The organism is Rhodanobacter sp. FDAARGOS 1247, from assembly GCF_016889805.1.
Lineage (GTDB): Bacteria > Pseudomonadota > Gammaproteobacteria > Xanthomonadales > Rhodanobacteraceae > Rhodanobacter.
The window spans coordinates 370,678-396,786 of sequence record NZ_CP069535.1; the positions used below are offsets into that span (position 1 = coordinate 370,678).

A 26,109-nucleotide genomic window follows, 5' to 3' on the forward strand; every position below is an offset into this window, starting at 1 on the left:
CGAGCGGGATGATCGCGAAGTTGTTGCAGGAAAGCCCGAAACAGATCTTCATTTCGCCATAGAGGACAAGAGCATCATGGCGTTTTCAACGGACGAAACCGTGTGGGATACGTTCCTGGCCGAATGGCCACTGGAGCGGTTGAGCACGATGACATTGGCCGACTATACGCAAGCCGGTGACAAGCACTGCTTCACCAACTGGATGGAATCCGGACTGGACCAGTACGGCAGCATCTGGGGCGGTTCGGCGTTCAAATTCGGGATCTATTCGCGCAATGACACCAAGCCCAAGGATGGTGATACCGCGCTTGCCTATGACGACAGCTACGGCTGGTATCGCCGCTTTGGCGAGACACATGATCTGGCGTTCGAGACGGTGCGGCGGGAAGTCGTAGCCGTTGCCGAGGCTGCGCGTGCAGGACGGCTGGCCGATATCGACAAGAGCGAACTTGGCCCCGCATACCGCTGGAAGATCGCATTTCATTACCAGAATCGAAGCAAGCCGCAGCTGTTTCCATGCGTATTCATGCGCAGGCCTCTGCTCTTTGCGTGTGCGCTGCCGGATAGCGACACAGTCACGCCGCTGAGCACGTTGTACGGACGTGCTGCCGAGTTGCGATCGCCTGACGAGACGCTGATGTCGTTCAGTCGTCGCGTCTGGCGGGATTGGGTGATGGCAACGCCTTTGCGCATCCGCTTGACCGAGGGCGCGGTGCGAAATGGCTACATCCCGATCAATCTGGTCAGCGCGCCATTTCCTGAGTCGATTCGGGGTGGGGCCGATGAGAGCGACGCTGGTGAAGTTGTCAGGTTCCGCACCGACACCGGCTGGGAGTTCGAGAGTGACGTTCGGGCGCCGGGCTCCGATAGTGGCCGAATCCGGACGCGGTTCAACCGGTACTTTGACGAGCGGCACGTCCAGCCCGGCGACGTCATCGAGATCCAGCCGGATGAGGACGGCGTTTACCGCGTATCCCATTATCCGAAAGGTGGCGCACCCGTCGTTCAATCCGTAGCGAAGGCAGCCCCGCCTGTCGCAGTCAAGGAACCCGTGTCCGAGTACGCCATGATGCCTACCAACAGAATCCTCTTCGGCCCACCGGGAACCGGCAAGACCTACCGGACGGTCAACGAGGCGCTGCGGATTCTTGATCCCGTGTTCCTCGGTGTCCATGAAAGGGATCGCCCGGCGCTGAAGCAACGCTTCGATGCCTTCGTCAAATCCGGACAAGTCCGGTTTGTCACCTTCCACCAGAGTTTCAGTTACGAAGACTTTGTCGAGGGCATTCGTGCCAATACCGACGAGACCACCGATGGCTTGCGGTATGAAGTAGAGGATGGTGTCTTCAAGCAGATCTGCGAGGCGGCGCGTAGCCGCAACGTGGCAGAAACCGGAACCGGCATCGACATTGCCGGACGAAAAATCTGGAAGGTCTCGCTGGGTGATGCGAGTACCGAAGGTCACATTTTCGATGAATGCATGCGTGAGGGCGTCGCACTGCTCGGATTTGGATCGGATGCGGATTTGTCCGACGTAACGTCACGCTCGGATATTGTCGAACGCTTGCGCGCCGCAGGCGAGAAGGTTGAATCGACCGACTACGCGGTGACTGCTCTCGATCTGTTCGTCCGTCGCATGCAGACGGGCGATCTGGTGGTCGTGACCCAAGGCAACTTGAAGTTCCGTGCGATTGGCGAGGTCACCGGCGACTATGTTCACGTCGACCGAGAGGGTGTGGACACCTATGCGCAGGGCCGGCCGGTACGCTGGCTTCGTCAGTACGATCCGGCCCGCCCCTACGCTGACCTGATGGAAAACCGCTTCAGCCAGATGACGATTTACGAATTGCGGTCGGGATCGATCAATATGGAGCGCCTGGCGGCGCTGCTGGCGCCCGAGCAAGCCCAACTGCATCAACCCGAGGCGCGCGTTTTGATCATCGACGAGATCAACCGCGGCAACATCTCGCGCATCTTCGGCGAGCTGATCACCCTGGTCGAGCCATCCAAACGCGATGGCTGTGCCGAGGCGCTTGAAGTGACCTTGCCGTATTCCAAAGAGCGCTTCAGCGTGCCGCGCAACGTGCATCTGATCGGCACCATGAATACCGCCGACCGCTCGCTGGCCGGGCTGGATGTGGCGCTGCGCCGACGCTTCGAGTTTGTGGAAATGCTGCCGGATATCGAAGCACTTGCCGGCGTGGTGGTAGCCGGGGTGCCGGTGGATGCGCTGCTGTCCACCATGAACCGACGCATCGAAGTGCTGCTGGGGCGCGACTACATGCTGGGCCACGCCTACTTCATGAGCCTGAAGGGCGCGCCGTCGCTGGAGGCGTTGGCCGGAGTGTTCCGTCGGCAGGTGCTGCCGTTGCTGCAGGAGTATTTTTTCGAGGACTGGCAGAAGATCGCCTGGGTGCTCAATGACCATCGCAAGCCGGCGGAGCTGCAGTTCCTGCGGCAGGACAGCACCGGCATGTCCGAGTTGCTGGGCGACGACGTGGCGCTACCGACCGAAGGCCGCGTCTGGACGATCAACGCGGCGGCGTTCGGCAAGCCCGAAGCCTACGCCGCGATCATCCAGGCTCCCCAGGGCGCAGCGTGACGCTGATCACCGTCCGCGAGCACGCCAGGCTGACCACCGGCCTGGTGACTGCCGGCAGTATGGACGAGGCGAGCATTCCGTCTTCTGCGTTCGACTGGCTGTGTCGCGAGGCGCAGCGATTCCGCACGCGCGGTGCGGCGCTGGTGCAGCTGGAGGACCGACGCTGGCTGCGACTGGACAATTACGTGGGCGTGCTGGAATCGCCCTGCGGCACGCGCATCGAGATCCTGCCCAAGCATGTGCGCGGCCAGGGCGATGTGACGGCGGCGCGCAAGGTGCTGGTGCAGATGTTGCAGCACGGCTTGCGCCTTCCAGTGCGGGATACCGGCCCCACCGCGCTGCAGACTTTCGATGCGCCGGTGAGCGAATGGATCATCCAGCAGTTCCTGCGGGAGCTGGACGTGCTGGTGCGGCGCGGCCTGCGTTTCGACTACCACCCGGTGGAAGAAGAGGTGCGGTTTTTGCGCGGCCGCCTGCAGGTCGCGCGGCAGATTCGTCAGCCGGCCGGGCGGCAGCATCTGTTCCAGGTGGAGCACCAGGTTTTCGATGCGAACCGCCCGGAGAACCGGCTGCTTGCCTGTGCGCTGGACAAGGTGGCGGGCATGACGCGGGAGTCCGCCAACTGGCGGATGGCGCATGAACTGCAGCACCAGTTGGCGGAGGTTGCGCGCAGCCGCGACGTGGCGGGCGACTTCCGCCAATGGAGCCACGACCGACTGATGAGCCACTACGGCAGCATCCGTCCCTGGTGCGAGCTTGTCCTCGGCGATCGCAACCCGATGTCGGCACTCGGCGAATGGACCGGACGCAGCCTGCTGTTTCCGATGGAGAAGGTGTTCGAGAATTTTGTGGAAGCCTGCCTGCGTCGTCGGCTCCCCCACGGCGCGACACTGCAGCCGCAGGCGGCCAGCAAATACTTTTGCCGGCAGGGGTCACGCCAGCTGTTCCAGCTGCGCCCGGATTTCGTGATCAAGTACGAAGGCGTGACCTGGGTGGTGGACGCCAAGTGGAAACTTCTCGACCGGGCCGACGTCGGCAACAACTATGGCTTGAGCCAAGGTGACTTCTACCAGCTGTTCGCCTACGGCAAGCGCTACTTGTCGGGAAAGGGGCAACTGGTGCTGGTCTATCCCGGAACCGAAACGTTCGACAAGGCGCTTGAGACGTTCGACCTGGAGGATGGTCTGTCGCTGGATGCCGTTCCGCTGGACCTCGAAAATCGCTGCCTGATCGGCAGCGCATTGCCCGATCGAAATGCCGTGGCAGCTGGCTCCTAGAGGTCCTTCCGGATTGACGACATCATCTTCGGGGATGCGAGCCATGGGTTTACGAAAACATCAAAAAGAACACTCTGAGTGAGCTGTTTTCATCATCAGCAAACTACCGGCTTGCATCAGGTTTCCCAAAGACCTATTTTGCGCACTATGAGTGAGCAAAAAACAACAAAGATAAACCAGTTGCTGCGCTCCCTGGATGACACCCGGCTGGTGACCAGTCGTTGGCTGCAGGCCCGGGGCTACACCCGCAGTCTGGTGGCGCGCTACGTGGCCGGTGGCTGGCTGGTGTCGCCGGCGCGTGGCGTTTATCAACGCGCCGGCGGCGTGCTTCGTTGGGAAAGCGTGCTGGACACGCTGCAATGCCTGGAAGGACTTGCCGTGCATGCCGGGGGCCGTTTCGCCCTGGCCCGACAGGGGCATGAGCACTTTCTTCGACTGGGGCAGGCGGCCACGGTCACTCTTTACGGCGCGGCGAGGTTGCCGGGCTGGGTTGGCAAGCTGGAACTGGCCGAACGCTTCGACTATCGCGGCCGGGGTCCGTTCGACCTTGCGCTTGCGGACCTTGCGACCGCTTCGGACGAACGTCTGCAGGCCTGCGGCTTGACCCGCCTGGCCACGGCATCCGGCGTCCAGCCGGTGGTGCTGGCCATGCCCGAGCGCGCGATATTGGAGTTGTGCGACGAACCGCCTTCAGCGGCGTTGGTGTACGAGGTCGACGCGCTGATGCAGGGACTCGCCACGCTGCGGCCGCGCTTGCTCGGCACGCTGCTGGGGCAATGTCGCAGCATCAAGGCCAAGCGCCTGTTCCTGGCGCTGGCCGAGCGGCATCACCACGCCTGGTGGGACCATCTGCATCCCGACAAATTCGACCTGGGCAGCGGCAAGCGCGTGCTGGTGCAAGGCGGGCGTCTGCATCCGACGTATCAGATAACCTTGCCGGCGGATCTCGATGAGCAGCTGGGATAGGCGCTACGCCGAACAGGTGAAGCTGCTGGTGGAGATCCTGCCGGCGCTGGCGCGCGAGCCACGATTTGCGCTCAAGGGCGGCACCGCGATCAACCTGTTCGAGCATGACCTGCCCCGCTTGTCGGTCGACATCGATCTGACCTGGCTGCCCGTCGGCAACTTCGCGAACGACGCCGCTTCGATCGCCGAAAGCCTGGCGGCACTGGGCGAGGCGCTTCGCTCCGGCCCGATGCGCCTGCAAGTGCAGCCCTCGGCGAACCAGGGCGCGCCGATCAACCGGATCATTGCCAGTCGCGGCCGGGCGCAGGTGAAGATCGAGACCTCGCCGGTCATGCGCGGCAGCGTGCATCCGATTCGCAGCATGACCGTGCAACCGGCGGTGGAGGCAGCCTTCGGTTTCGCCCAAGTGCAGGTGCTGCACTTTGCGGACCTGTACGCGGGCAAGCTTGCCGCGGCGCTGTCGCGGCAACATCCGCGCGACCTTTTTGACATGGGCGCGGTGCTTGAGCAGGAACGGCTGGACGCCATGCTGTGGCGCACCTTTCTGATCTACCTGACCTGCAGCCCCAAGCCTGCCGCAGAAATACTGGCCCCTGCCGAGCCGCGTGATTTTGCGGCAACCTTTGCTGATCACTTCGAAGGCATGACGGCTGAACCCACCAGCGCCGAAGCCTTGCTCGCGATACGCGACCGGTTGCTGGCGCGCATGCGCGAGCTGATGGACGACAGCAGCTGCGAATTTCTCATGGCGGTGGAACGCGAGGCTCCCGCTTTCGACCTGCTCGGGATGCCGCAGGCGGCAAGCTTGCCCGCGATTCGTCGCAAACTGGAGAATCTGGGTCGGCGCTCACACGCGAAGCGCGCGGCCGATCAACGCAAGCTTCAGGATACGCTGGAGCAACTGCGCGGCACGGGCAGCTCACACAGGGGAGTTCCATGAAGGAAGACCACCTCGAATCCGCCTGCCTGGACTGGCTGGGAGAACTCAGCTGGACCTGCGTGCACGGTGACGAGGTATCGCCCGGTGGCGACCAGTGCGACCGCGCCAGGTATTCCGACGTGGTGCTGGCCTCGCGTTTGCGCGAGGCGACGGTGCGGCTGAATCCCGAACTGACCGCCGCCGAAGTCGACGAGGTGGTGGACAAGTTGACGGGCTACGGCGCGCAGTCGCTGGTGGACGGCAACAAGGAGGTCTACGACTGGCTGCGCAACGGCGTGCCGATCCAGCGCATCGAGCCCGATGGCCGGCGCACGGTGTTGCGCGCGCGGGTGATCGACGTCGACGGCGGCAATGACTTGCTGGCGGTGCAGCAGCTCACGGTGCACGGGTTGAAGGTGCGTCGTCCGGATCTGGTGTTGTTCGTCAACGGCCTGCCGCTGGTGGTGATCGAGCTGAAGAACCCGGCGGATCTGCATGCCGACATCGAGGCGGCGTGGAACCAGATCCAGACCTACCAGACCGACATTCCCCAGCTGTTCTACTTCAACCTGCTCAACGTGATCTCCGACGGCACGGTGGCGCGCTACGGCTCGCTGACCGCAGAGTTTGGCCGCTACTCGCGCTGGCGTCTGCTCGGTGGCGAGAGGGTGGCGAAGGGGCGGCTGGAGCTCGACGTGCTGATGCTCGGCCTGTTCGAGCCGCGCACGCTGCTGACGTTCTTCCACAGCTTTGTCGCGTTTGGCGGGGCCGATGGCGGCGCCAGCTTCAAGATCATCGCGCAGTGGCATCAATACCATGGCGTGCAGAAGGCGGTGGCGCGCGCTGCCGACGCGCTGCTGCATCGCAAGGACGGCAAGGGCGGCGTGATCTGGTTTACCCAGGGCTCGGGCAAGTCGCTGTTGGCGCTGTTCTACGTGATGGCGCTGCGCGATCACCCGGAGTTCCGCAACCCCACCGTGGTGCTGGTGACCGATCGCAACGACCTGGACGGCCAGCTTTACGAAACCTTCTCCGATTGCGCCTGGTCGCTGCGCGGCACGCCGGAGCAGGCCGACAGCCGCGACGACCTGCGCGACAAGCTCTCGCAGGTGCAGGCCGGCGGGATCATCTTCACCACCATCAACAAGTTTGCGCCGGAGGCCGGCAAGGCTTCCGTGCCGGTGTTGTGCGACCGCTCCAACGTGATCGTGATCGCCGACGAGGCGCATCGCACGCAGTACGGCTTCAGGGCAGACATGGACGTGCAGACCGGCAAGACGAAGTACGGTCTGGCCAAGTACATGCGCGACGCGCTGCCCAACGCGATCTACCTGGGCATGACCGGCACGCCGGTGAGCCTGGACGATCGTGACACCGAGGCGGTGTTCGGCAGCTATGTCGACGTGTACGACATGATCGCCGCGCAGGACGATCACGCCGTCGTCCCGGTGAGCTACGAATCGCGCATCATCGAACTGCGCTTCAACGAGGCCGAGAAGCAGGCCTTGATGGACGAGTTTCTCGAAGTCACTGAGGACGAGGACGAAGGCCAGCAGAGCAAGACTGCCAGCCGCTTGACCCGGCTGGAAGCGCTGGCGATGGCCGAAGGCCGGCTGGAAGTATTGGCCGCCGACCTGGTCGCGCACTGGGAAGCACGCACCGAATCGGTGGCGGGCAAGGCGATGATCGTGGCGATCTCGCGCGAGGCGGCGATCCGCCTGTACGACGCGATCGTGAAGTTGCGTCCGGACTGGCACAGCGACGACATCAATGCGGGCCACATCAAGATCGTGATGACCGGCAGCTCGGCCGATCCAAGCCACTACCAGCCGCACCGCACCGACAAGCCACAGCGCAAATTGCTGGAAAAGCGTTTCAAGGACCCTGCCGATCCGCTGGAACTGGTGATCGTGCGCGACATGTGGCTGACCGGCTTCGACGCGCCGCCCGTGCACACACTGTACGTGGACAAGCCGATGCAGGGTCATGGCCTGATGCAGGCGATCGCGCGCACCAATCGCATCTGGAAGGACAAGCCGGGCGGCTTGATCGTCGACTACATCGGCATTGGCGAAGAGCTGAAGAAGGCGATCAGGCAATACACCAAGGACGCCGGCGCCGAGCGCGAGCCGGTGGATACCTCCGGCGCTGCGCTGCAGGTATTGCTCGACACGCTGGACGTGATCCGCAAGGAGTTCTTCCACGGCTTCGACTACGCCGGCATCGAGCAGCCGAAGAAGGCGCTGGCGCTGCTTGGCCCGGCGATGGAGCACATCCTGCAGGTCAATCCCGAAGTGGACGGCAAGGGGCGCAACCTCGGTGTGCGCAGTTATCTGGATCAGGTCGCCAAACTGACCACCGCGCAGGCACTGGCCGGCACACAGCCGAAGGCGATGGCGGTGCGCGAGGAGATCGCGTTCATCCAGGCCGTGCGCGTGTGCCTGATCAAGCTAACCCGCGCTGGCGAGGGCCGCTCGCGGCTGGAGAAGGAGGCTGCACTGCGGCAACTGGTCGCCAAGGGCGTGCTGGTCGACGGGGTCAACGACATCTTCGCCACGCTGGGCTTGGGCAAGGCCGACATCTCGCTGCTGGATGAGGAGTTCCTGAAGCAGATCCGCGAAATGCCGACCAAGAACCTCGCCGCCGAACTGCTGGAGCGGTTGCTGGCCGACCAGATCCGGTCACGCGGCCAGAAGAACGCGATGCAGGGCAAGGAGTTCACCAAGAAGCTGGAGGAAGCGATCACGAAATACCAGAACCGCGGCTTGACCACGGTCGAGGTGATCGAGGAAATGATCAAGCTGGCGCAGGAGATCAATGCCGCGCGCCCGCCGGACGGCATGAGCGAAGAGGAGTTCGCGTTCTACCAGGCGCTGATCGAAAACGAATCGGCCGTGCGTGAACTGGGCCATCCGGTGCTGCGCGCGCTGGCGATGGAACTCACCGACAAGCTGCGCCGCTCGGCCACGATCAACTGGCAGAACCGACGGGATTCGCGTGCCCGCATGATGGCGATGATCAAGGTGCTGCTGGCCAAGCACAAATATCCGCCGGACAAACAACGTGAGGCGACCGAAAAGGTGATTGCCCAGGCCGAGCTGCTGGCGGACGCGTGGGCCGGTGATGCATCTCCCGCTTGAGGCGGGAGCTTGGGTCGTACGCGCCTGCATCGGCGTCGACGGAGCGCCCACTACGAGCCGAGTCCAGGGAAAACGCGTTCGCCGTGGCCGAGGGTCTGCGGGCCATTGCAATCCCCATCTGCGCTGGTGAAGATCGGTCGGATGGGTGACGGGTCATCCGGTGAACTCCAGGAGTGGGTGCAGTGACGGCAGTGGCAGCAGGTGGCGAAATTCGCGAGGTGGAGGGGGAGCGGCAAACCACCGGGCTGCTGATCTATCGGGCGAGTCGGCTGGAGAAGCTGCTCGATCCGCTGGTGCAGTTGCTGGCGGTCACCCAGCCGGACAACGTGCTGGCGCCGCAGACCATCATCGCGGCGCATCCGGGCATGCGGCACTGGTTGAACGGGGCGCTGGCGCGCAAGTACGGCGCGGGCGGGATCGCCGCGAATCTCGACATCCTGCTGCCCAGTCCGTGGATCGATCGGCTGGCGCGGCAGCAGCTGGGCCAGCGCGCGGTGTCGTTGCCGCGCTACCAGCGCCAGCACCTGCGCTGGAGCATCCATGAAGTGCTGGGTGGTGACGTGGCGGCGCTGGGCATCAGCGATGCGCGGGTCACCAGCTACCTGCGCGCCGACGGCACGCATCCGTCGGGCGGGGTGGCGGATCAGGCGCGCCGTCGCTTCCAGCTGGCCGACCGGCTGGCGCGGATCTACTCGCAGTACCTGGTGTATCGCCCGGACTGGTTGCGCGGCTGGGAGCGCGGCCACTTCAGCCTGGTGACCGGAAACGCCGCCGAGCCGGTGCTGGCGTCCACCGAACAGCGGCTGCTGGCGCCGCTGTGGAAGCATCTGCATGACCGGCTGGGCGCGCATCGCGGCGACGTGGTCGGCGACCTGATCGAGCAGCTCGGTCGCGTCGAGGCCGGCGGCGAGGCGCTGCACGTGTTCGGCGTCAGCCACCTAGCGCCCTCCGAGCTGGCGGTGTTGCGCGCGGTGGCGCGGCATCGGCTGGTCGCGCTGTATGTGCCCGATCCCTGCCGCGAATACTGGGGCGGGCTCGGCCGCACGCTGCCCGCGCTGCGGCTGCAGGGCGCCGAGGAACAGGCGCGGCTGGACGCGGCCGAAGGCAACGACTACTGGGCGGACCAGGCGCATCCGCTGCTGGCGAGCTGGGGGCGCATGGGCCAGCACTTCATCATGGAGCTGGCCGCGGGCGAGGGCGACGTGTTGTCCGACGTGCGCCATCGCGAGGACGAGCAGGCGCTGCACGGGATGAATCGTCTGCAGCGCGTGCAGCAGGGCATCCGCGCGCTCGATCCGTCGCTGATGCAGGTGCGGCTTGACACGCCGATCGATCGCGCCGCGCGCGCCGACGCTTCGCTGCGCGTGCACAGCTGCCACACCCGCCTGCGCGAGCTGGAAGTGCTGCGCGACCAGCTGCTGGACGCGATCGCCGGTACCGATGCCGACGGCCAGCCGATCCGTCCCGCCGACGTCGTGGTGATGGCGCCGGACATCCAGGCGTACGTGCCGCTGATTCCCGCGGTGTTCGGCGTGGCCGGCCATGCCGGCGGGCTGTTGCCGTACCAGCTGGCCGACGTGGCGGTGTCGCGCAGTCATTCGCTGTTCGGCGCGTTCCGCAAACTGCTGGACCTGCCCGGCACGCGGGTCACCGCGCCCGAGGTGGTCGACCTGCTGGCGGTGCCGGAAATCTGCCGTCGACTGGGCCTGGACGCGGCCGGCGTGGACGAGCTGGCCGAATGGCTGAAGGCCAGCCGGGTGGCGTGGGCGCTCGACCCCGCGTTTCGCGCCCGCTTCGGCGTGCCGCCGATCGCCGAGCATACCTTCGGCTGGGCGATGGATCGCATGCTGGCCGGCTATTTGATGGCCGACGCCGCCGAGGCCGAGCGGCAGCCGTCGGTGCATCTGCCCGACGGCACCGAGCTGGCGCCGCTCACCGGCATCCACGGACCGGCCGCGGGCTATCTGGGCGCGCTCGACCATCTGCTGCAGGAAGTGCAGGCGCTGTGCGACCTGTCCGCCGAAACGCGCCGTGCCAGCAGTTGGGCGAGCGAACTGGAACGCCGCTTCGAGGCGCTGTTCCGCATCGATCCGATGGATCGGGCGGCCCGTGATGCGCAGGCGATGGTGCTCGGTTTCATCCGCACCCTCGGCAGCGAGCCGGCGGCCGCCGGCGAGGACCCGCTGCTGCACTTCAGCGTGGTGCGCGACCTGCTGGTCGAGCGGCTGTCCGCCGTGCCCGAGCAGCAGCGTTTCCTGATGGGCGGCGTCACCTTCTGCGGCATGGTTCCGCAGCGCGCGATCCCGTTCAAGGTCGTCGCGGTACTCGGCCTCAACGATGGCGACTTCCCCCGTTCGGGCAGCGACGCGGGGCTGGACCTGATGGCGCGCTATCGCCGCCTGGGCGATCGCGACGTGCGCAGCGACGATCGCTACCTGTTCCTGGAAACCCTGATGTCGGCGCGCGAACGCCTGCACCTGAGCTACATCGGCGAAGGGGTGAAGGACGGCAAGCCGCGCAATCCGGCGCCGCCGCTGGCCGAACTGCTGGCCGTGCTGGATGCGGCCGCGGGGCTGCGTCCCGACGACGACGAGGCCGACCGGCCGTGGCTGCTGCGGCATCCGCTGCAGCCGTTCGACAGCCGCTACTTCGATGCCGGCGATGGACGGCTGTTCTCCTACAACGCGCTGTTCGCCGGCATGCATGGCCGCGGCGACCAGGCCGATGTCGCGCCGTTCCTCGACCACGGCGGTACCGCGGGAATCGACCCAGGCGCGACGATCGCCCTGCGCGAACTGCATGCCTACTACCGCGACCCCGCCAGGCAGCTGCTGGAACACCGCATGCAGGTCAGCCTGGACGCGCTCGCCGACGATCGCCTGCCCCAGGACGAACCGATCGAGGCGCGGTTCGCCGCGCTCGACACGGTGGCCAGGAAGCTGTTCTTCAACGACGCGCTGCCGGGCTGGCCGCACGCCGCGTGGCCACCGGCCACCGCGCCGGACTGGCTGCGTCTGGGTGGCGTGATGCCGCCGGGCCGGGCCGGCCAGCAGGCCTGGCAACAGGAAAGCGCCGTGGTCGGCCTGTTGCTGCAGGAAGCCGCGAAGCTGCCCGGTTTCGAACACGCGGCGCTGGCCGGTGGCAGTTGCGGCATCGATGTGCCGATCGGCGGCTACCGCGTGACCGGCCAGGTCACCCACGTCCATCGCAGCAGCATCGACGACGGCGAATGCTGGCAACTGCTGCGCGTGTTCGGCGGCAGCGGCGACCGGCTGAAGAAGGAAGCGGAGCTGGGCTTTCGCGAGCGCGTGCCGATGTTCCTCGACTGGGCGCTGCTGCGCCTGCACAGCGCCCGCGCGGGCGGAACGCTGCCCGCGCTGCGGCTGCGTCCGCTGCTGGACGGTGACGAACGCCCCTGGCAGGACGGCATCAACGACTGGGACGCACGCTTCATGGCGGCCGATGACGCCGGGCGCGCGGCGCTGCTCGGCGAACTCGAACGGCGCCTGCAACGGTTGCTGGGCTGGTGGCTCGAGGCGCAGTCGGCGCCGCGCTGGTACTTCCCGAAATCGGCGTGGGCGGCGATCAGCGAACGCATCTATCCGAAGAAGCGCACCAGTCGTTCGGGTGACGTCGAGGCCGCCGACGAGCCGGTGCGGATCGACATCGGTTCGAGCTGGATCGCCGGTCATGGCGGCGTGGGCGAACGCGATTACGCACCCGGTTACAGCCACCTGCTGGCCGGTGAGGTGGACTTCGCCGAGGGCAGCGCGGAGCTGGCCGCGCTGGCGGAATTTGCGCTGACGCTTTATCGCTGCATCAGCTTCGACGCCAGCGTCGAGGTGTCGGCATGAGCACGGCAGCGGTCATCGACTGGCGCAGCCTCGACCTCGCCGATGGCGGGCGCAGCCTGATCGAGGCCAGCGCCGGCACCGGCAAGACCTGGACCATCGCGGTGCTGTATCTGCGATTGCTGCTGGAGCGGCAGCTGTCGCCGCGGCAGATCGTGGTGACCACGTTCACCGACGCGGCCGCGCAGGAGCTGCGCGAACGCCTGCGCGGCAAGTTGCAGTGGGCGGTGTTGCGCGCCAGTAAAGACCTCGCCGGCAGCAACGACGCCGGCAGCGACGAGGGCAGCGACGGACAATGGCTGCGCGCGCGCTGGCAGGGCGATGCCGAGCTGCGCGTGCGTGATCTGCAGCGCCTGCGCCTGGCCCTGGCCGAGATGGACGTGGCGCCGGTCAGCACGCTGCACAGCCTGTGCCGGCGCATCCTGGCCGATCATCCGTTCGCCTGCGGCGTGGCCTTCGTGATGGGCGACATGGTCCCCGGCGAAGCGCTGCTCGACGAAGTGGCCGCCGACCTGTGGCGGCGCCTGCAGCAGGCCGATGCCGGTGACCCGCTGGTGATGCTGGCCGCGCAGGCGGGCGACGAGCTGAGCCTGGCAAGACTCGCCCGGCGGCTGAAGGTCTGCCTGGCGCCCGGCGTCAGCGTGAAGATGGCATCGGCGGCCGAGGTCGACGCCGTGCTGGACCCGGCGTGGGCAGCGCGGCTGCGCGCCGTCGTCGCCGACGGCACGCGTTTCCGCAAGGGCTCGCTGTTGCCGGGATACTGGAGCGAGCTGGCCGACTTCCTCGACGACCGCGCGCGCATGCCTGGCGCGAAGGCGTGCGCGGGGCTGAAGGAAGCCACCGCCCTGACCGGCGTGCTCAAGGGCAGCAAGGACAACGGCGAGCTGCTCGCGCTGGCGGTGTTCGCCGAGCGCTGCGCCGAAATCATCGAAAGCCTGCGCGCCGGCTTCTGGCACGAGCTTGCCGCGCTGGCCCGGGCGGAAATGCGCTCGCGCCTCGCCGCGCGCCACCAGCTGACGTTCGACAGCCTGATCCAGTCGGTCGGCGACGCGCTGGCCCGCGAAGCGGAGCTTGCCGGTGATCGTCCGCTGGCCGATGCCCTGTTCAAGGCGTGGCCGGTGGCCCTGGTCGACGAATTCCAGGACACCGACGGCCAGCAGTACGGCATCCTCGATGCGATCTACCGCGAGCGCGACGGCGGCACCCGCGGCCGGCTGGTGATGATCGGCGATCCGAAACAGGCGATCTACCGCTTCCGTGGCGGCGACATCCACGCCTACCAGCGCGCTGCCTCGGCGGTCGATGCGACGGGCCGGCTGACGCTGGACACCAACCATCGTTCCAGCGCCGCCCTGGTCAGGGCCTTCAACCAGTTCTACGCGGTGGGCGGCACGGCGCTGGATGCCGCGGGCGAGAGTCGCATCGCCTACGAAAGGGTGAAGGGGACCGAACGGCGCGCCGGCCAGCCGTACACGATCGATGGCGAACCGTGCACCGCGCCGCTGGTGATCCACTACCGCAGCGATCCGCCGTCGTCGCAGCCGGCGCGTCGGGCCGAGGCGCTCGAGGTCTGCGCGAACCAGATCGCCGCCATGCTGCAGTCGGGCGCGCATCGCATCGGCGGCGAACCGGTGCAGCCGTCGGACCTGGCCGTGCTGCTGCCCACCGGCAACGACATCATCAGCCTGCGCGATGCGCTGCGCGAACGCGGCGTGCCCTGCGTGACTTCCTCGCGCAGCAGCGTGTTCGACACCGAGGTGGCCCGCGAGCTGCAGGTCGTGCTGTACGCGATCGCGCATCCCGCCGAACTGGGCGCGTTGCGGGCGGCGGTGGCCACGCGGCTGTGGGGCGCCAGCTTCAGCGAGCTGCAGCGCTGGGGCGACGACGTGGCGCAATGGCAACCGGTGGCGGACACCTTCCGCAACTGGAGCCAGCAGCGGGCCGAACGGGGCATCCTGCACGTGGTCGGCCAGCTGATCGATCGCCTGGCCGCGCGTTACCTGCAGACCATGGCCGGCGAGCGGGTGCTGACCGACCTGCGCCACCTCGGCGAATTGCTGCAGGCGCAGAGCGAGCAGCTCACCGGCATCGAGGAATTGCTGGCGTGGCTGAAGCAGTGCCGCGAGGATGGCGCGGCCACCGACAACGACGCCGCCGATGCGGCGCAGCTGCGCATCGAATCGGACAGCGCCCGGGTGCGCCTGATGACGCTGCACGCCAGCAAGGGCCTGGAGTTCCCCATCGTGTTCCTGCCGCTGATGTGGAATCACGGCGAACGCCCGGGTGACGGCATGTACGTGGTCAACGATCCGCGCAGCGGGCAACGCCTGGCCGAGTTCTCCGCCGCGGCCCGGGCGCGCGAGGCGCAGGACCTGCAGGACGAACGTTTCCGCGTGCTGTACGTGGCGCTGACCCGCGCCATCCACGCCTGTCACCTGTTCGCCTTGCCGCCGCAGCGGCCGGCCAGCGCCCGCAGCGGGACGCCCGCCAGCGGCACGAAACGCAGTGCGCTGGACGTGATGCTGGAGCGCATCGATCCCGCGCCGGGTTCGGCCGAACTGCGGGAGCAGACACCGGACATCCGCTGGATCGACGGCTGGCATCCGCTGGCGCGACACGACTTCAGCGCCGCCGCCGCGCCCGCCATCGAGCGCCACGCGCGCGCGTTGCCGCCGCCGCGCTCCGGCCCGCTGGAGGCGAAGCACAGCTTCACCACGCTGACCCAGGGCGAGCATCGCGACGCGGTGAATCCCGGCGCCGCCGCCGGCGACGAGGATGCAGCGGGCAACGTCGAGCTGGCCGATGCCGACGCCGTGGCGGCGGTCGAGCAGCCTTCCCCGATGGCGGCGGCGGAAGCCCATCCCGGCCTGCTTGCCCTGGCCGCGGTGCGCGGCACCGACTTCGGCAACGCGGTGCATGCGGTGTTCGAGCATCGCGAGGTGGGCGCGCCGATGTCGGCGCAACGCGAGCTGATCGCCCAGTGTCTGCGCGACGCCGGCGTGCGGCGCAAGGACATCGAGCAGTCCGCCCTGGTCGACCTGCTGGTCAGCCGCATCCAGGATGCGCTGGACGCGCCGCTGGGCATCGCGGCGTATCCCGCGTTGTGCCTGGCCGATCTTGCCGCGGCCGACCTGCGCGCCGAGATGGGCTTCCACTTCGCGCTGGATCGCGTGTCGATGCCACGCCTGCGCGCCGCCTGCGCCGCCCATGGCGAAGCCGAGCTGGTGCCGGCCAGCCAGCGCGTGCTGAGCGGCCTGATGAACGGCAAGATCGACCTGATCTTCCATCACCACGGGCGTTATCACGTGCTCGACTACAAGGGCAACTACCTGGGCGACACCCTGGCCGACTACGCGGGCGAGGCCTTGCGCGCCCAGATGGACGCCAGCCACTACCGCTTCCAGGCGCTGCTCTACACCGTCGCGGTGGATCGCTATTTGCGCCAGCGACTCGGCGCGGACTACCGCCGCGAAGAACAGCTGGGCGAATGCGTCTACCTGTTCATCCGCGCGGCGGGGCTGGCGCCCGACGCGGGCATCTGGCGGCATCGCTTTTCTTCCGAGCTGCTCGACGCGGTCGGCGAGGTGCTTGCCTCCGGACAGACCACCACGGAGGTCGCATGAACACGCCCGCCCGCAGTTACCACTTCCGTCGCCTCGCCGGCGACGTCGCGCCGCCCGACGCGTGGCGCATGCTCGACGCCACGGTGGCGCGCTGGGTGCTGGCGCATGGCGGCTCGCCGTTGCTGGCGCGGATCGCCGGTTGGGCCAGTCATGCGGAAGGGCATGGCGACAGCGCGCTGCTGCTGAATGGCGAGGCGGCGGCGCGCCACGGCATGCGGGCCTGCTCGGACGAGGACATCGCTGCCTTGCGCGCCGAACCGATGGTGGCGCTGGCTGGCGCCGGCGACGCTGGCGGCACGCCGTTCGTGCTCGATCCGCCGCACTTCTATCTGCGTCGCAACTACCTGCATGAAACCGCCGTCGCCCGGCATGTGCGCCAGCGCCGCGCGTCGTCGCTGCCAGCCAACGAGGTCGACCTCGCGGCGATCGACGCGCTGTTCCATGGCGACTCCGACGAGCGGGTGCAGCCGCAGCGCCAGGCTGTCGCCCAGGTGCCGGGCAAGCGCCTGTTCGTGCTGACCGGCGGCCCCGGCACCGGCAAGACCACCACCGTGCTGCGCATGCTGATGATGCTGATCAGGGAACGCACCGCGCGGATGCAGGCGGCGCCCACGATCCGCATCGGCGCGCCCACCGGCAAGGCCGCGCAACGCCTGTCCGAGTCCCTGCGCGACGGCGTCGCACGGATGCGGGCCCAGGCGAATGCCGCACGCGATTTCGACTGGCAGGCGCAACTCGACGGCGCGCTGGGCGCCGAGGCCAGCACCCTGCATCGGCTGCTGGGCAGCCGTGGCCGGCATGGCGGTTTCGTCCACCACGCCGACAACCCGGTGCCCGCCGACATCGTGATCGTGGACGAGGCCTCGATGGTCGACCTGGCCATGCTGCGCAACCTGCTCGACGCGCTGCGCGAGGACGCCGCGCTGATCCTGGTCGGCGACGCCGACCAGCTCACCTCGGTCGGCACCGGTTCGGTGCTGCTCGACCTGGTCGGCGCAATGGAAGCCGAACATGCGCCGGACCTGGTGCGCCTGAGCCACAGCTTCCGCGCCGACCAGTCACTGGTGCCGATCAACGAGGCGATCCGCCGCGGCGACGCGGACGCGTTCGCGGCCGCGTGGCGCGCCGCCGGCGACAAGGCGCTCCGTCGCCCGCTGGCCGACGCGCAGGATCTGGCCCGGGCGCTGGCCCGGTGGAGTACCGCGCTGGCTGCAACGCTGCAGGAGGCGGGCGCGCTCGACGTGGTGGCGAAGGCCGACCAGCGCGGCGTGCTGGCGGCGCTGGATGCGTTGCGTCAGCGCCAGTTGCTGTGCGCATTGCGCGAGGGCGAGTTCGGCGCCGCGACGGCCAACGCGATCATCGAGCGCAGGCTGAAAGGTCGCCTGGGCGTGGCGCCGGATGACGAGTGGTATCCCGGCCGCGCGGTGATGATCACCCGCAACGATTACACCGCCGGCCTGTTCAACGGTGACGTGGGCCTGTGCCTGCGCGACGAAAACGGCAACCTGGCGATCTGGTTCGAAGTGACCGTGCAGGGTGCCACCGCGATCGATGGCGAGACGCTGGCCGCCGGCGCGGCCCATCACGCCGGTCGCCGTGCCGTCAGCTTTGCGCCGGCCGGCCTGCCCGAACACCAGGGCGCGTTCGCGGTGACCATCCACAAGAGCCAGGGTTCCGAATACGACCACGTCGCCGTGCTGCTGCCGCCGGACCCGCAGCACCGCATCCTGTCGCGGCAGCTGCTGTACACCGGCATGTCGCGGGCCCGGCAGGGCCTCGAGTTGTGGGCTGCCGACGCGGCCTGCGACACCGCGCTGGCCACGCCGGTGCGTCGTGCCAGCGGACTGGCCGCGCGCATCGCCTGACGCACGCGGCCGAGTCCGCGGTCAGAACACCCCGAGCAACCAGAGCACCAGCACGATCACCACGAGCAGGCCCAGCCCGCCCACCGGGCGGTAACCCCAGGAACGGCTGTAGCCCCAGGTCGGCAGCGCGCCGATCAGCAGCAACACGAGGACGATGACGATCAGCAGCGACAGGGACATGGGGACTCCTCGATGCGCGCGCCCCCGATGGGCGCGGCGGCCACCGCGGTGAGGCGGTGCAGGCAGACCATCGCAGGCGCGCGGTGGATGAATCGTCAAGCGGCGCGGCCCGGGTGATCACGAGGCAGTCACGGCAGCGCTCGCGGGTGCCACGACTTCCGGCCAGCATCGCCAGCGCGAACGGCCCGCCGCTGCCGCAACGCAGCAAGCCTGCCGCGCCTCGTCCGTAGTAGCTTGCGTGGCAACGGGGCAGCCATCATCGACCCCGGGGGGACGGACGTTGCGACAGGTGGGGCGGGCCCGGCCAGCGGGACATGTGCCTGTCATGCACGGACGACAATAATGAAACGCCGCCTTCGCTGGCGGCTCGCGCATTTCCTGGGGAAATCATGTCGAATCCGAATCCGCGTGCAGACGTCCTGGCGTCACCTCGCAACTGGTTGTCCTGGTCGATCCGCTGCCTGTTGCTGGGGCTGGCGCCCATGGCGGTGCAGGCGCAACAGGCAGGCGATGCGCCGGTGCCGGCGGACAGTGCGCCGTCGGTGGCCAACGCGATCAATCTCAACCGGGTCACCGTGACCGCGCAGAAGCGCGAGCAGCAGGTGGTCGACGTGCCGATCTCGATCTCGGCGTACTCCGATGATTTCATGCGGCGCTTCGGCATCAGCGACGTGGAGACGCTCAGCCGCTACGTGCCCGGCGTGCAGGTGCAGGTGCAGAGCCCGAACAACCCCGGCATCGCGGTGCGCGGCATCACCACCGACGATGGCGCGGCGACGGCGGCCAGCCGCGTGTCGATCTTCCAGGACGGCGTGGACATCAGCCGTTCGCGCGGCTCGATGGTGTCGCTGTTCGACATGGACCGCGTCGAGGTGCTGCGCGGACCGCAGGGCACGCTGTTCGGCCGCGGCGCCGAGAGCGGGGCGATCTCGCTGATCCAGAACAAGGCGCAGGCCGGCAACTCGGGCGGCTTCCAGAGCGAGTTCGGCAACTTCTCCAGCCGCAAGCTCACCGGCTGGATCAACACGCCGATCTCCGACAACGTCTTCGCCCGGGTGGCGGTGCACAACGCCTACCACGACGGCTACGTCGAGAACCTCAGCGGCGGCCGGCTCGGCGGCGAGGACACCAAGGCGATCCGCGCCAGCCTGCATTTCAATGTGGGCAGCGGCAGCGGCATCGACCTGATCGCGAACTACCAGCGCGACACCCCGCCGGGCACCGACTTCCACAGTGGCATCGTGCCGAACCGCTACGGCTCGACCGACGTCTACGGCGCGGCCGATCTCGATCACGGCGACCAGCTGGGGCTGCGTCGCAAGGTCTACGGGCTCACCGCGATCGGCGACTTCGCGCTGAGCGACAGCTGGCGGCTGTCCAGCACCACCGGCCTGCGCAAGTTCAATTCGCTGGAGAAGTTCGACGCCGACGGTTCGCAGGTCAACATGCTGAACTTCGCCGAGCATTCGAAGAGCCACCAGCTGAGCCAGGAGCTGCGCCTGAACTACGACGCCGGCGGCAGCTTCACCGGCTTCTTCGGCGCCAACTATTTCTACGAGAACGGCAGCGAGGCGGTGCCGTTCAGCACCGACGAACGCAGCCTGCTGCTGCAGCTGCTGGCGCTGGCGCCGACGCTCGACGGGCTGTCCGACTCCACCCGCCAGCTGATCGCCCTGCTGGGCCCGGCGCCGCCGCTGCTCGACGCCAACTACCAGCCGAACCAGCCCTATAGCGCGATCCCGCTGCTCGGCGTGCCGCTGAACACCAACGAGCAGGAGGCGTATACCAACTACGGCCGCACGCGCTCGTACGAGGCGTTCGCCGACGGCACCTGGCGCATCAATGACCGCTTCGACATCACCGGCGGCCTGCGGGTCAGCCGCGAGGAGCAGGCCGGCGCCTACCAGGTCACCAACGCCTCGCCCGCATCGGGCATCGGTACCACGCTGGCGTTGTTCGGCGCGGGCTTCAACGGCGTCACCGGACCGAACAACCTGTTCGTGCCGACCAACGGCCGGCTGCACAACGAGCACGACAGCACCTCGGTGGTCGGCCGCCTGATCGGCAGCTTCCACATCAACGAGGACACCAACAGCTACCTCAGCGTGTCGCGCGGGCGGCGGCCCAACGTGCTGGCCTTCAACGTCAACGAGGCGGGCACCGGCTACGACAAGGTGGTGCTGCCGGCCGAGACCATCCTGAGCTACGAAGTGGGCCTGAAGGGCGAAGGCGACGGTGGCCGTTTTGCCTACGACCTTTCCGCGTTCTATTACGACTACAACAACTTCCAGAGCACCGCGTTCCAGGGCGGCCGGCTGCTGACGCTCAACGCCGGCCGCGCCAAGGTGCCGGGCTTCGAAGCCTCGTTGCAGCAGGCATTCAGCGATCGCTTCAGCGGCTTCTTCAACTACAGCTACCTGCACGCGCGTTTCGCCGACAAGGACAACCAGGGTCGCCAGCAGGGCTACGCCGGCAACCACCTGCGGCTGGCGCCGGACCACACCGTGGCGATCGGCGTGCAGTGGAACCAGCCGCTGGCGGAAGGTCGCAACCTGTACGTGCGGCCCAGCTACACGTGGCGCTCGAAGATCTATTTCGAGGACAACAACAATCCCGCCTATGTGCAGCCCGCGTATGGCCTGCTGAACCTGCGCGCGGGCGTCACCTTCGACAAGGGACGCTGGGATCTTTCGGTGTGGGGCGCCAACCTGCTCGGCAAGAAGTACCTGATGGACGCCGGCAACGTGGGCGAGAACTTCAACCTGGCCACCTACATCCCCGGCGCGCCGCGGACCTTCGGCATCGGCATCAGCGGCAAGTTCTAGCCGATGCGCAAGCGTCGCATCGTGCTGGCGGTGGTGCTCGCGCTGGGCACCGTCGCCGCGTTCGGGCCTCGCGCAAGGAAGCGCGAGCTGACGGTGACGCTGCCGCCGGTGCCCGATGCACCGCAGCGGCTGCAGGCCTGGGTGGACGCCCACGAGGCCGCCCAGCCGGGCATCCGCCCGGACAACCAGGCGCGCATCGTCTGGGCCGATCCGCAGCATCCGGCACGCACCGCCTGCGCCATCGTCTACCTGCACGGCTTCGGCGCCAGCCAGGGCGAGGGCGCGCCGGTGCATCGCGAACTGGCCCGCGATTTCGGCTGCAACCTCTACCTCAGCCGGCTGCCCGGCCACGGCTTGGCCGCGGCGGACGCGATGCGCGGGCTGGATGCGCAGCAACTGGTCGACGGCGCGGCGCGGGCGCTGGCGATCGGTCACGCACTGGGCGACCGGGTCATCGTGATCGGCACCTCGATGGGTGGTGCGCTGGCGATGCAACTGGCCGCGCAACAGCCGCAGGCGGTGGACGCGCTGGTGCTGTGGTCGCCACTGGTGCGCGAACGCGACGACCGGCTGGCGCCGATGTTCTGGCCATGGGGCGGCACCTTTCTGCGTTATGCCTACAACCACGGCGACGAGGTGGTGCCGCAGACGGGTGATTCGGCGTACTGGTCGAAGGCGATCCACATGGACGGCTATCGCAGCGTGGCGGTGCTCAGCCGCAGCGTGCTCAACCCGCGCATGTTCGCGAAGATCCATGCGCCGGCATTCGTGGGCTACTACTACCGCGACGAGAAGAACCAGGACCCCACGGTGTCGGTGCCGGCGATTCTGGGCATGTTCGACCAGCTGGGCACCGCGGCGAAATATCGACGCAAGCAGGACTTCCCCGATGCCGACGCGCACGTGATCGCCTCGTCGGTGTATTCGAAATCGGTCGAGTCGGTGCACCGGCGCAGCCGCGAGTTCCTGCACGACGTGGTCGGGCTGCCCTATGCGGGCGGCGGACACTGAGCGGAGCCACCATGCATCGCCTATGCTTCGCCATCGCCGTTTTCTGTGGAGTGTTCATGCCCGTCGTCACCACCGCCGCCGAGAAGCCGCTGGCCGCGAAAGTGCTGGTGATCGGCCACCGCGGCGCCAGCGCCCTGCGTCCCGAACACACGCTGGCCTCGTATGAAAAGGCCATCGCCGACGGCGCCGACTACGTCGAACCGGACCTGGTGATGACGAAGGACGGCGTGATGGTGGCGCGCCACGAGAACGAGATCGGCAGCACCACCGACGTGGCCAGCCATCCGGAATTCGCCGCCCGCAAGACCCGCAAGACCATCGACGGCGCGGCGGTCGACGGCTGGTTCAGCGAGGACTTCACCCTGGCCGAGCTGAAGACGCTGCGGGCGCGCGAGCGGCTGCCCAAGTTGCGCAGCACGCAATACGACGGCCAGTTCCCGATCGCCACGCTGGACGAGATCATCGCGTTCGTGGCGGCCGAATCGGCAGCGCGCGGGCGCGTGATCGGAATCGTCCCGGAGATCAAGCACGGCAGCTACTTCCGCGGCATCGGTCTGCCGATGGAGGACAAGCTGCTGGCCACGCTGGCCGCACACGCCTATACGCGCACGGCGCCGGTGGAGATCCAGTCATTCGAGATCGGCAACCTGCAGTACCTGCACGGCAAGCTGGCCGACGGCACGCACGGCAACATCCGGCTGCTGCAATTGCTGGGCGACGCCGACGAGCAGCCGTACGACGTGGCCGCCGCGGGCGGCAAGCTCGACTACGGGCAGATGATGACGCCGGCCGGGCTGTGCACCATCGCCACCTATGCGAACGCGATCGGCCCCGGCATCCGCGCGATCATCCCGCTGAAGTTCGACCACCTGCTCGGCGAGCCCACCGCGCTGGTGCACGACGCGCACGTCGCCGGCCTCGAGGTGCATCCGTACACGTTCCGGCCCGAGAACTACTTCCTGCCGCTCGACCGGTGGCGCGGCATCGATCCGCGCAACTTCAACGAGGCCGGTTCGATCACCGAGATCCGCACCTATCTCGCCACCGGCATCGATGCGTTCTTCACCGACGACCCGGCGATCGGGCGCAAGGCGCTGGACGGGATGAACAGCGGGAAGTGAGGGAAGCGAGGGCGAGAGACAACTCCCGCCTCGCGTTCCCGCCGCTTCAGCGGGCGGCGATCTGGAACTGCTGCTTCGTCACCGGCTTGCCGTCGAGCGAGATCTCGACCTGGTACTTGCCGGCCGGCCACAGGTCGGGGTTCTGCACCTTGAACGTGGTGATCGCCGGGCCATCGGTGGCGATCGACTGGCTGATGTTGCTGACCAGCTGGCCCTGGCCTTCCAGGTAGCTCCACTTCGCGTTGAGCGTGGCGCCGCCCGTACTGCCTTCGGTGGCGACGCTGGCGTAGATCGCCTTGTCGTTGCTGGCAAAACTGTCGCCGGGGCGGGTGACCTGGTGGTCGGCGTTCACCGCGCTGCCCAGGGTGAGCTTGGCCACGCTGAACGGCGTGGGCGGCGGCAAGGTAGAGGCGGCGACCGCGATGCTGGCGGCGGTGGCTGGTGCCAGCGCGCTGGATGCCGCCGGTGAAACGGGCGCTTGCGCCACCGGTGCCGTGGAAGCCGGCGCCGGCGTGGGGGCGGGCGCAGGCGGCTCGTTCTTGCCGCAGGCGCTCAGCAGCAGGGCGCCGGCGAAGGCGACGCTGCAAAGCGCGCCGGAACGCGGGAAGGATGTCATGCAGGTTTTCATGGGAACTCCGCTGTCGATCACGTGGCGGCGACCCGTCGCGGGTGTGGCCAGTGCAGCGAGGCTAGCTCGACGGATCTGAAGCGCCGATTACCGGGAGTTGCCGCGGCCGCTGAACTTTCACGCGGCGGCCACGCCCCGCGGGACAGCTACTGGCGCACCGTGCGCGGATTGCCCGGCGTGGCCGGCGTGCTGCTGCGGAACGGGTTGATGTCCAGCCCGCCGCGGCGGGTGTAGCGCGCGTACACGCTGAGCTGCCGGGGCGCGCAGCGCTGCGTGAGGTCGACGAAGATGCGCTCCACGCACTGCTCGTGAAACTCGTTGTGGGTGCGGAACGAGACCAGGTAGCGCAGCAGGCCCGCATGGTCGATCGGCGCGCCGCGATAGGCGATCTGCACGCTGCCCCAGTCGGGCTGGCCGGTGACCGGGCAGTTCGAGCGCAGCAGGTGCGAGACCAGGGTTTCGGCCACCGGCGTCGCCGTGGCGTCGGCCTGCAGGAAGTCCGCGTCCGGCGGTCCGTAGCTGTCGATGGCGATGTCCTGGTCATCGAGCGATTGGCCGTCCAGAACGCTCACCGGCAGGCTGGCGCCGCCGGCGGCATGCAGCTGCACCTTCACCACGGCTCCCGCCGCGGCGGACAAGTCGTGCAGCAAGGTGTCGGTGAGGCTGGCCGCGTCGGCGATGCGTTCCTGGGCGAAGCCGTTGAGATACAGCTTGAACGACTTCGACTCGATGATGTTGGGCGAGGCCGCCGGTACGCGGAACTCGGCCAGCGCCACCTGCGGCTTGCCGCGCGGGTCGAGCCACGACAACTCGTAGGCGTTCCAGATGTCCACGCCGTGGAACGGCAGCACTTCGCCCAGGCCGATCTCGGCGCGCTTGTCGGCGCGGGGGATCGGAAACAGCAGGCCGGGATCGTAACGGTCGGCGTAGACGGTGTCCTTGCCGAGCGGGGAATGTTCGGGAGTGCTCATGCGGTGGAGTTTAACTGCTCGCGCTCCGCGTTCTTGCGTTCAGGCACTTCGACGTCAAAAGCACCCCACCCCGGCCCTCCCCTGCGGGGGGAGGGAGTTCACGAGTACGCGGCAGGCTCTACACGTTGACCATGTGCATCATCGAGTCGACGTAGCGGTTGCCGGCAACGGCATCGGGCGGGAAGATCGCGTCGATGGCGGCGAGTTCGGCGGCGGTGAGCCGCACGTCGAGCGCGCCCAGGTTTTCGTCCAGCCGCGAGCGCTTGCGGGTGCCGGGAATCGCCAGCACCTCGTCGCCCTGCGCCAGCACCCAGGCCAGTGCCAGCTGCGCCGGCGAGCAGCCCTTGTCGGCGGCGAGCGACTTCACCTGCTCGACCAGCTGCAGGTTGCGGGCGAAGTTGTCGCCCATGAAGCGCGGACTGCTGCGGCGGTAATCGTCGGCGTCGAAATCGTCGGGCGAGCGGATCGCGCCGGTGAGGAAGCCGCGGCCCAGCGGCGAGTAGGCGACCAGGCTGACACCGAGCCGGCGGCAGGCGGCGAACATGCCGTTGTCCTGCGGGTCGCGCGTCCACAGCGAGAATTCGCTTTGCAGCGCCGCGATCGGATGCACCTTGCAGGCGCGTTCCAGCGTGGCGCCGGACGCTTCGCTGAGGCCCAGGTAACGCACCTTGCCGGCGGCGACCAGTTCGGCCATCGCGCCCACGGTTTCCTCGATCGGCACGTTCGGGTCGACGCGGTGCTGGTAATACAGGTCGATGGTGTCGATGCCCAGGCGCTTGAGGCTGGCGTCGCAGGCGGCGTGCACGTAGTCGGGTCGGCCGTTGACGCCGCGTGCCTGCGGGTTGTCCGGGTCGCGCACGATGCCGAACTTGGTGGCGATGAAGGCCTGCTCGCGGCGGCCCCTGATCGCCTTGCCGACCAGCACCTCGTTGGTGTGCGGGCCGTACATGTCGGCGGTGTCGAGCAGGTTCAGGCCGCGATCCAGCGCGTGGTGGATGGTGGCGATCGATTCGTCGTCGTCGTGGGCGCCGTAGAACGCGCTCATGCCCATGCAGCCGAGGCCGAGGGTGGAGACTTGCGGGCCGTGGCGGCCGAGCGTGCGGGTCTGCATGGTGTCGCTCCGTGGGGTG

The 26,109-nt window shown here is 67.8% G+C and carries 15 protein-coding genes; 11 read left to right on the plus strand and 4 right to left on the minus strand.

Translation table 11 applies throughout. The annotated features are described in order from the left end of the window. Positions 1-76 precede the first annotated feature (76 nt). The 8 genes from I6J77_RS01580 (at position 77) to recD (ending at position 18,243) form a co-directional block, all read left to right on the plus strand. Complete coding sequence (locus tag I6J77_RS01580) at positions 77-2,602, plus strand: AAA family ATPase (protein ID WP_204110304.1); 2,526 nt, start codon at positions 77-79, stop codon at positions 2,600-2,602. Continuing rightward, complete coding sequence (locus tag I6J77_RS01585; RefSeq protein ID WP_239309139.1) at positions 2,599-3,879, plus strand: McrC family protein; 1,281 nt, start codon at positions 2,599-2,601, stop codon at positions 3,877-3,879. Before I6J77_RS01580 ends, I6J77_RS01585 begins: the two co-directional genes overlap by 4 nt. A gap of 147 nt (positions 3,880-4,026) precedes the next feature. Continuing rightward, positions 4,027-4,845 (plus strand): type IV toxin-antitoxin system AbiEi family antitoxin domain-containing protein, encoded by an 819-nt coding sequence (locus tag I6J77_RS01590; protein ID WP_204110305.1) that lies wholly within the window; start codon positions 4,027-4,029, stop codon positions 4,843-4,845. Beyond that, positions 4,829-5,785: a nucleotidyl transferase AbiEii/AbiGii toxin family protein gene (locus I6J77_RS01595; RefSeq protein WP_204110306.1), complete on the plus strand. Its 957-nt coding sequence runs from the start codon at positions 4,829-4,831 to the stop codon at positions 5,783-5,785. Before I6J77_RS01590 ends, I6J77_RS01595 begins: the two co-directional genes overlap by 17 nt. Continuing rightward, entirely contained in the window at positions 5,782-8,904 is a 3,123-nt protein-coding gene (locus I6J77_RS01600) for a type I restriction endonuclease subunit R (protein WP_204110307.1), read from the plus strand. Before I6J77_RS01595 ends, I6J77_RS01600 begins: the two co-directional genes overlap by 4 nt. Positions 8,905-9,086: 182 nt before the next feature. After that, positions 9,087-12,758, plus strand: a complete 3,672-nt coding sequence (recC, locus tag I6J77_RS01605) for an exodeoxyribonuclease V subunit gamma (protein WP_204110308.1) — start codon at positions 9,087-9,089, stop codon at positions 12,756-12,758. Further along, a complete protein-coding gene (locus I6J77_RS01610) occupies positions 12,755-16,378 on the plus strand; it encodes a UvrD-helicase domain-containing protein (protein ID WP_204110309.1) in 3,624 nt (1,207 codons plus the stop codon). The genes recC and I6J77_RS01610 overlap by 4 nt, the downstream gene beginning before the upstream one ends. Next, entirely contained in the window at positions 16,375-18,243 is a 1,869-nt protein-coding gene (gene recD / locus I6J77_RS01615; RefSeq protein WP_204110310.1) for an exodeoxyribonuclease V subunit alpha, read from the plus strand. Before I6J77_RS01610 ends, recD begins: the two co-directional genes overlap by 4 nt. A gap of 21 nt (positions 18,244-18,264) precedes the next feature. Here the strand turns inward: recD and I6J77_RS01620 are convergent, their stop codons facing one another. Next, on the minus strand, positions 18,265-18,417 hold the full coding sequence (locus I6J77_RS01620; protein WP_200946065.1) for a DUF3309 family protein: 153 nt from the start codon (positions 18,415-18,417) through the stop codon (positions 18,265-18,267). Between the two features lie 395 nt (positions 18,418-18,812). On the opposite strand from I6J77_RS01620, the gene I6J77_RS01625 reads away from it, so the two are divergent. The 3 genes from I6J77_RS01625 to I6J77_RS01635 are packed head-to-tail and all read left to right on the plus strand — an operon-like array spanning position 18,813 to position 23,380. Then, a complete protein-coding gene (locus tag I6J77_RS01625) occupies positions 18,813-21,248 on the plus strand; it encodes a TonB-dependent receptor (RefSeq protein WP_204110311.1) in 2,436 nt (811 codons plus the stop codon). A 3-nt stretch (positions 21,249-21,251) separates the two neighbouring features. After that, complete coding sequence (locus tag I6J77_RS01630) at positions 21,252-22,259, plus strand: carboxylesterase (protein ID WP_204110312.1); 1,008 nt, start codon at positions 21,252-21,254, stop codon at positions 22,257-22,259. Between the two features lie 56 nt (positions 22,260-22,315). After that, a complete protein-coding gene (locus I6J77_RS01635) occupies positions 22,316-23,380 on the plus strand; it encodes a glycerophosphodiester phosphodiesterase (RefSeq protein ID WP_204110313.1) in 1,065 nt (354 codons plus the stop codon). Positions 23,381-23,426: 46 nt separating this feature from the next. Here I6J77_RS01635 and I6J77_RS01640 read toward each other — a convergent pair whose 3' ends face one another. The 3 genes from I6J77_RS01640 to I6J77_RS01650 all read right to left on the minus strand — a co-directional run bounded on the left by I6J77_RS01640 (position 23,427) and on the right by I6J77_RS01650 (position 26,090). Next, on the minus strand, positions 23,427-23,996 hold the full coding sequence (locus tag I6J77_RS01640; protein WP_204110314.1) for a hypothetical protein: 570 nt from the start codon (positions 23,994-23,996) through the stop codon (positions 23,427-23,429). A 158-nt stretch (positions 23,997-24,154) separates the two neighbouring features. Continuing rightward, positions 24,155-24,979 carry an NADPH-dependent 7-cyano-7-deazaguanine reductase QueF gene (gene queF / locus I6J77_RS01645; RefSeq protein WP_204110315.1) on the minus strand — a complete coding sequence of 275 codons (825 nt, stop codon included), beginning with the start codon at positions 24,977-24,979 and terminating at the stop codon, positions 24,155-24,157. Between the two features lie 118 nt (positions 24,980-25,097). Further along, complete coding sequence (locus I6J77_RS01650) at positions 25,098-26,090, minus strand: aldo/keto reductase (protein WP_204110316.1); 993 nt, start codon at positions 26,088-26,090, stop codon at positions 25,098-25,100. Between the last annotated feature and the right edge of the window lie 19 nt (positions 26,091-26,109).

Bases quoted from the DNA above. Each gene is read 5' to 3' on its own strand.
- I6J77_RS01650 (WP_204110316.1), bottom strand. From the start codon at position 26,090: ATGCAGACCCGCACGCTCGGCCGCCACGGCCCGCAAGTCTCCACCCTC.
- recD (WP_204110310.1), top strand. From the start codon at position 16,375: ATGAACACGCCCGCCCGCAGTTACCACTTCCGTCGCCTCGCCGGCGAC.
- I6J77_RS01640 (WP_204110314.1), bottom strand. From the start codon at position 23,996: ATGACATCCTTCCCGCGTTCCGGCGCGCTTTGCAGCGTCGCCTTCGCC.
- I6J77_RS01625 (WP_204110311.1), top strand. From the start codon at position 18,813: ATGTCGAATCCGAATCCGCGTGCAGACGTCCTGGCGTCACCTCGCAAC.
- I6J77_RS01595 (WP_204110306.1), top strand. From the start codon at position 4,829: ATGAGCAGCTGGGATAGGCGCTACGCCGAACAGGTGAAGCTGCTGGTG.
- I6J77_RS01590 (WP_204110305.1), top strand. From the start codon at position 4,027: ATGAGTGAGCAAAAAACAACAAAGATAAACCAGTTGCTGCGCTCCCTG.
- I6J77_RS01630 (WP_204110312.1), top strand. From the start codon at position 21,252: ATGCGCAAGCGTCGCATCGTGCTGGCGGTGGTGCTCGCGCTGGGCACC.
- I6J77_RS01610 (WP_204110309.1), top strand. From the start codon at position 12,755: ATGAGCACGGCAGCGGTCATCGACTGGCGCAGCCTCGACCTCGCCGAT.
- I6J77_RS01600 (WP_204110307.1), top strand. From the start codon at position 5,782: ATGAAGGAAGACCACCTCGAATCCGCCTGCCTGGACTGGCTGGGAGAA.
- queF (WP_204110315.1), bottom strand. From the start codon at position 24,979: ATGAGCACTCCCGAACATTCCCCGCTCGGCAAGGACACCGTCTACGCC.
- I6J77_RS01635 (WP_204110313.1), top strand. From the start codon at position 22,316: ATGCCCGTCGTCACCACCGCCGCCGAGAAGCCGCTGGCCGCGAAAGTG.
- I6J77_RS01580 (WP_204110304.1), top strand. From the start codon at position 77: ATGGCGTTTTCAACGGACGAAACCGTGTGGGATACGTTCCTGGCCGAA.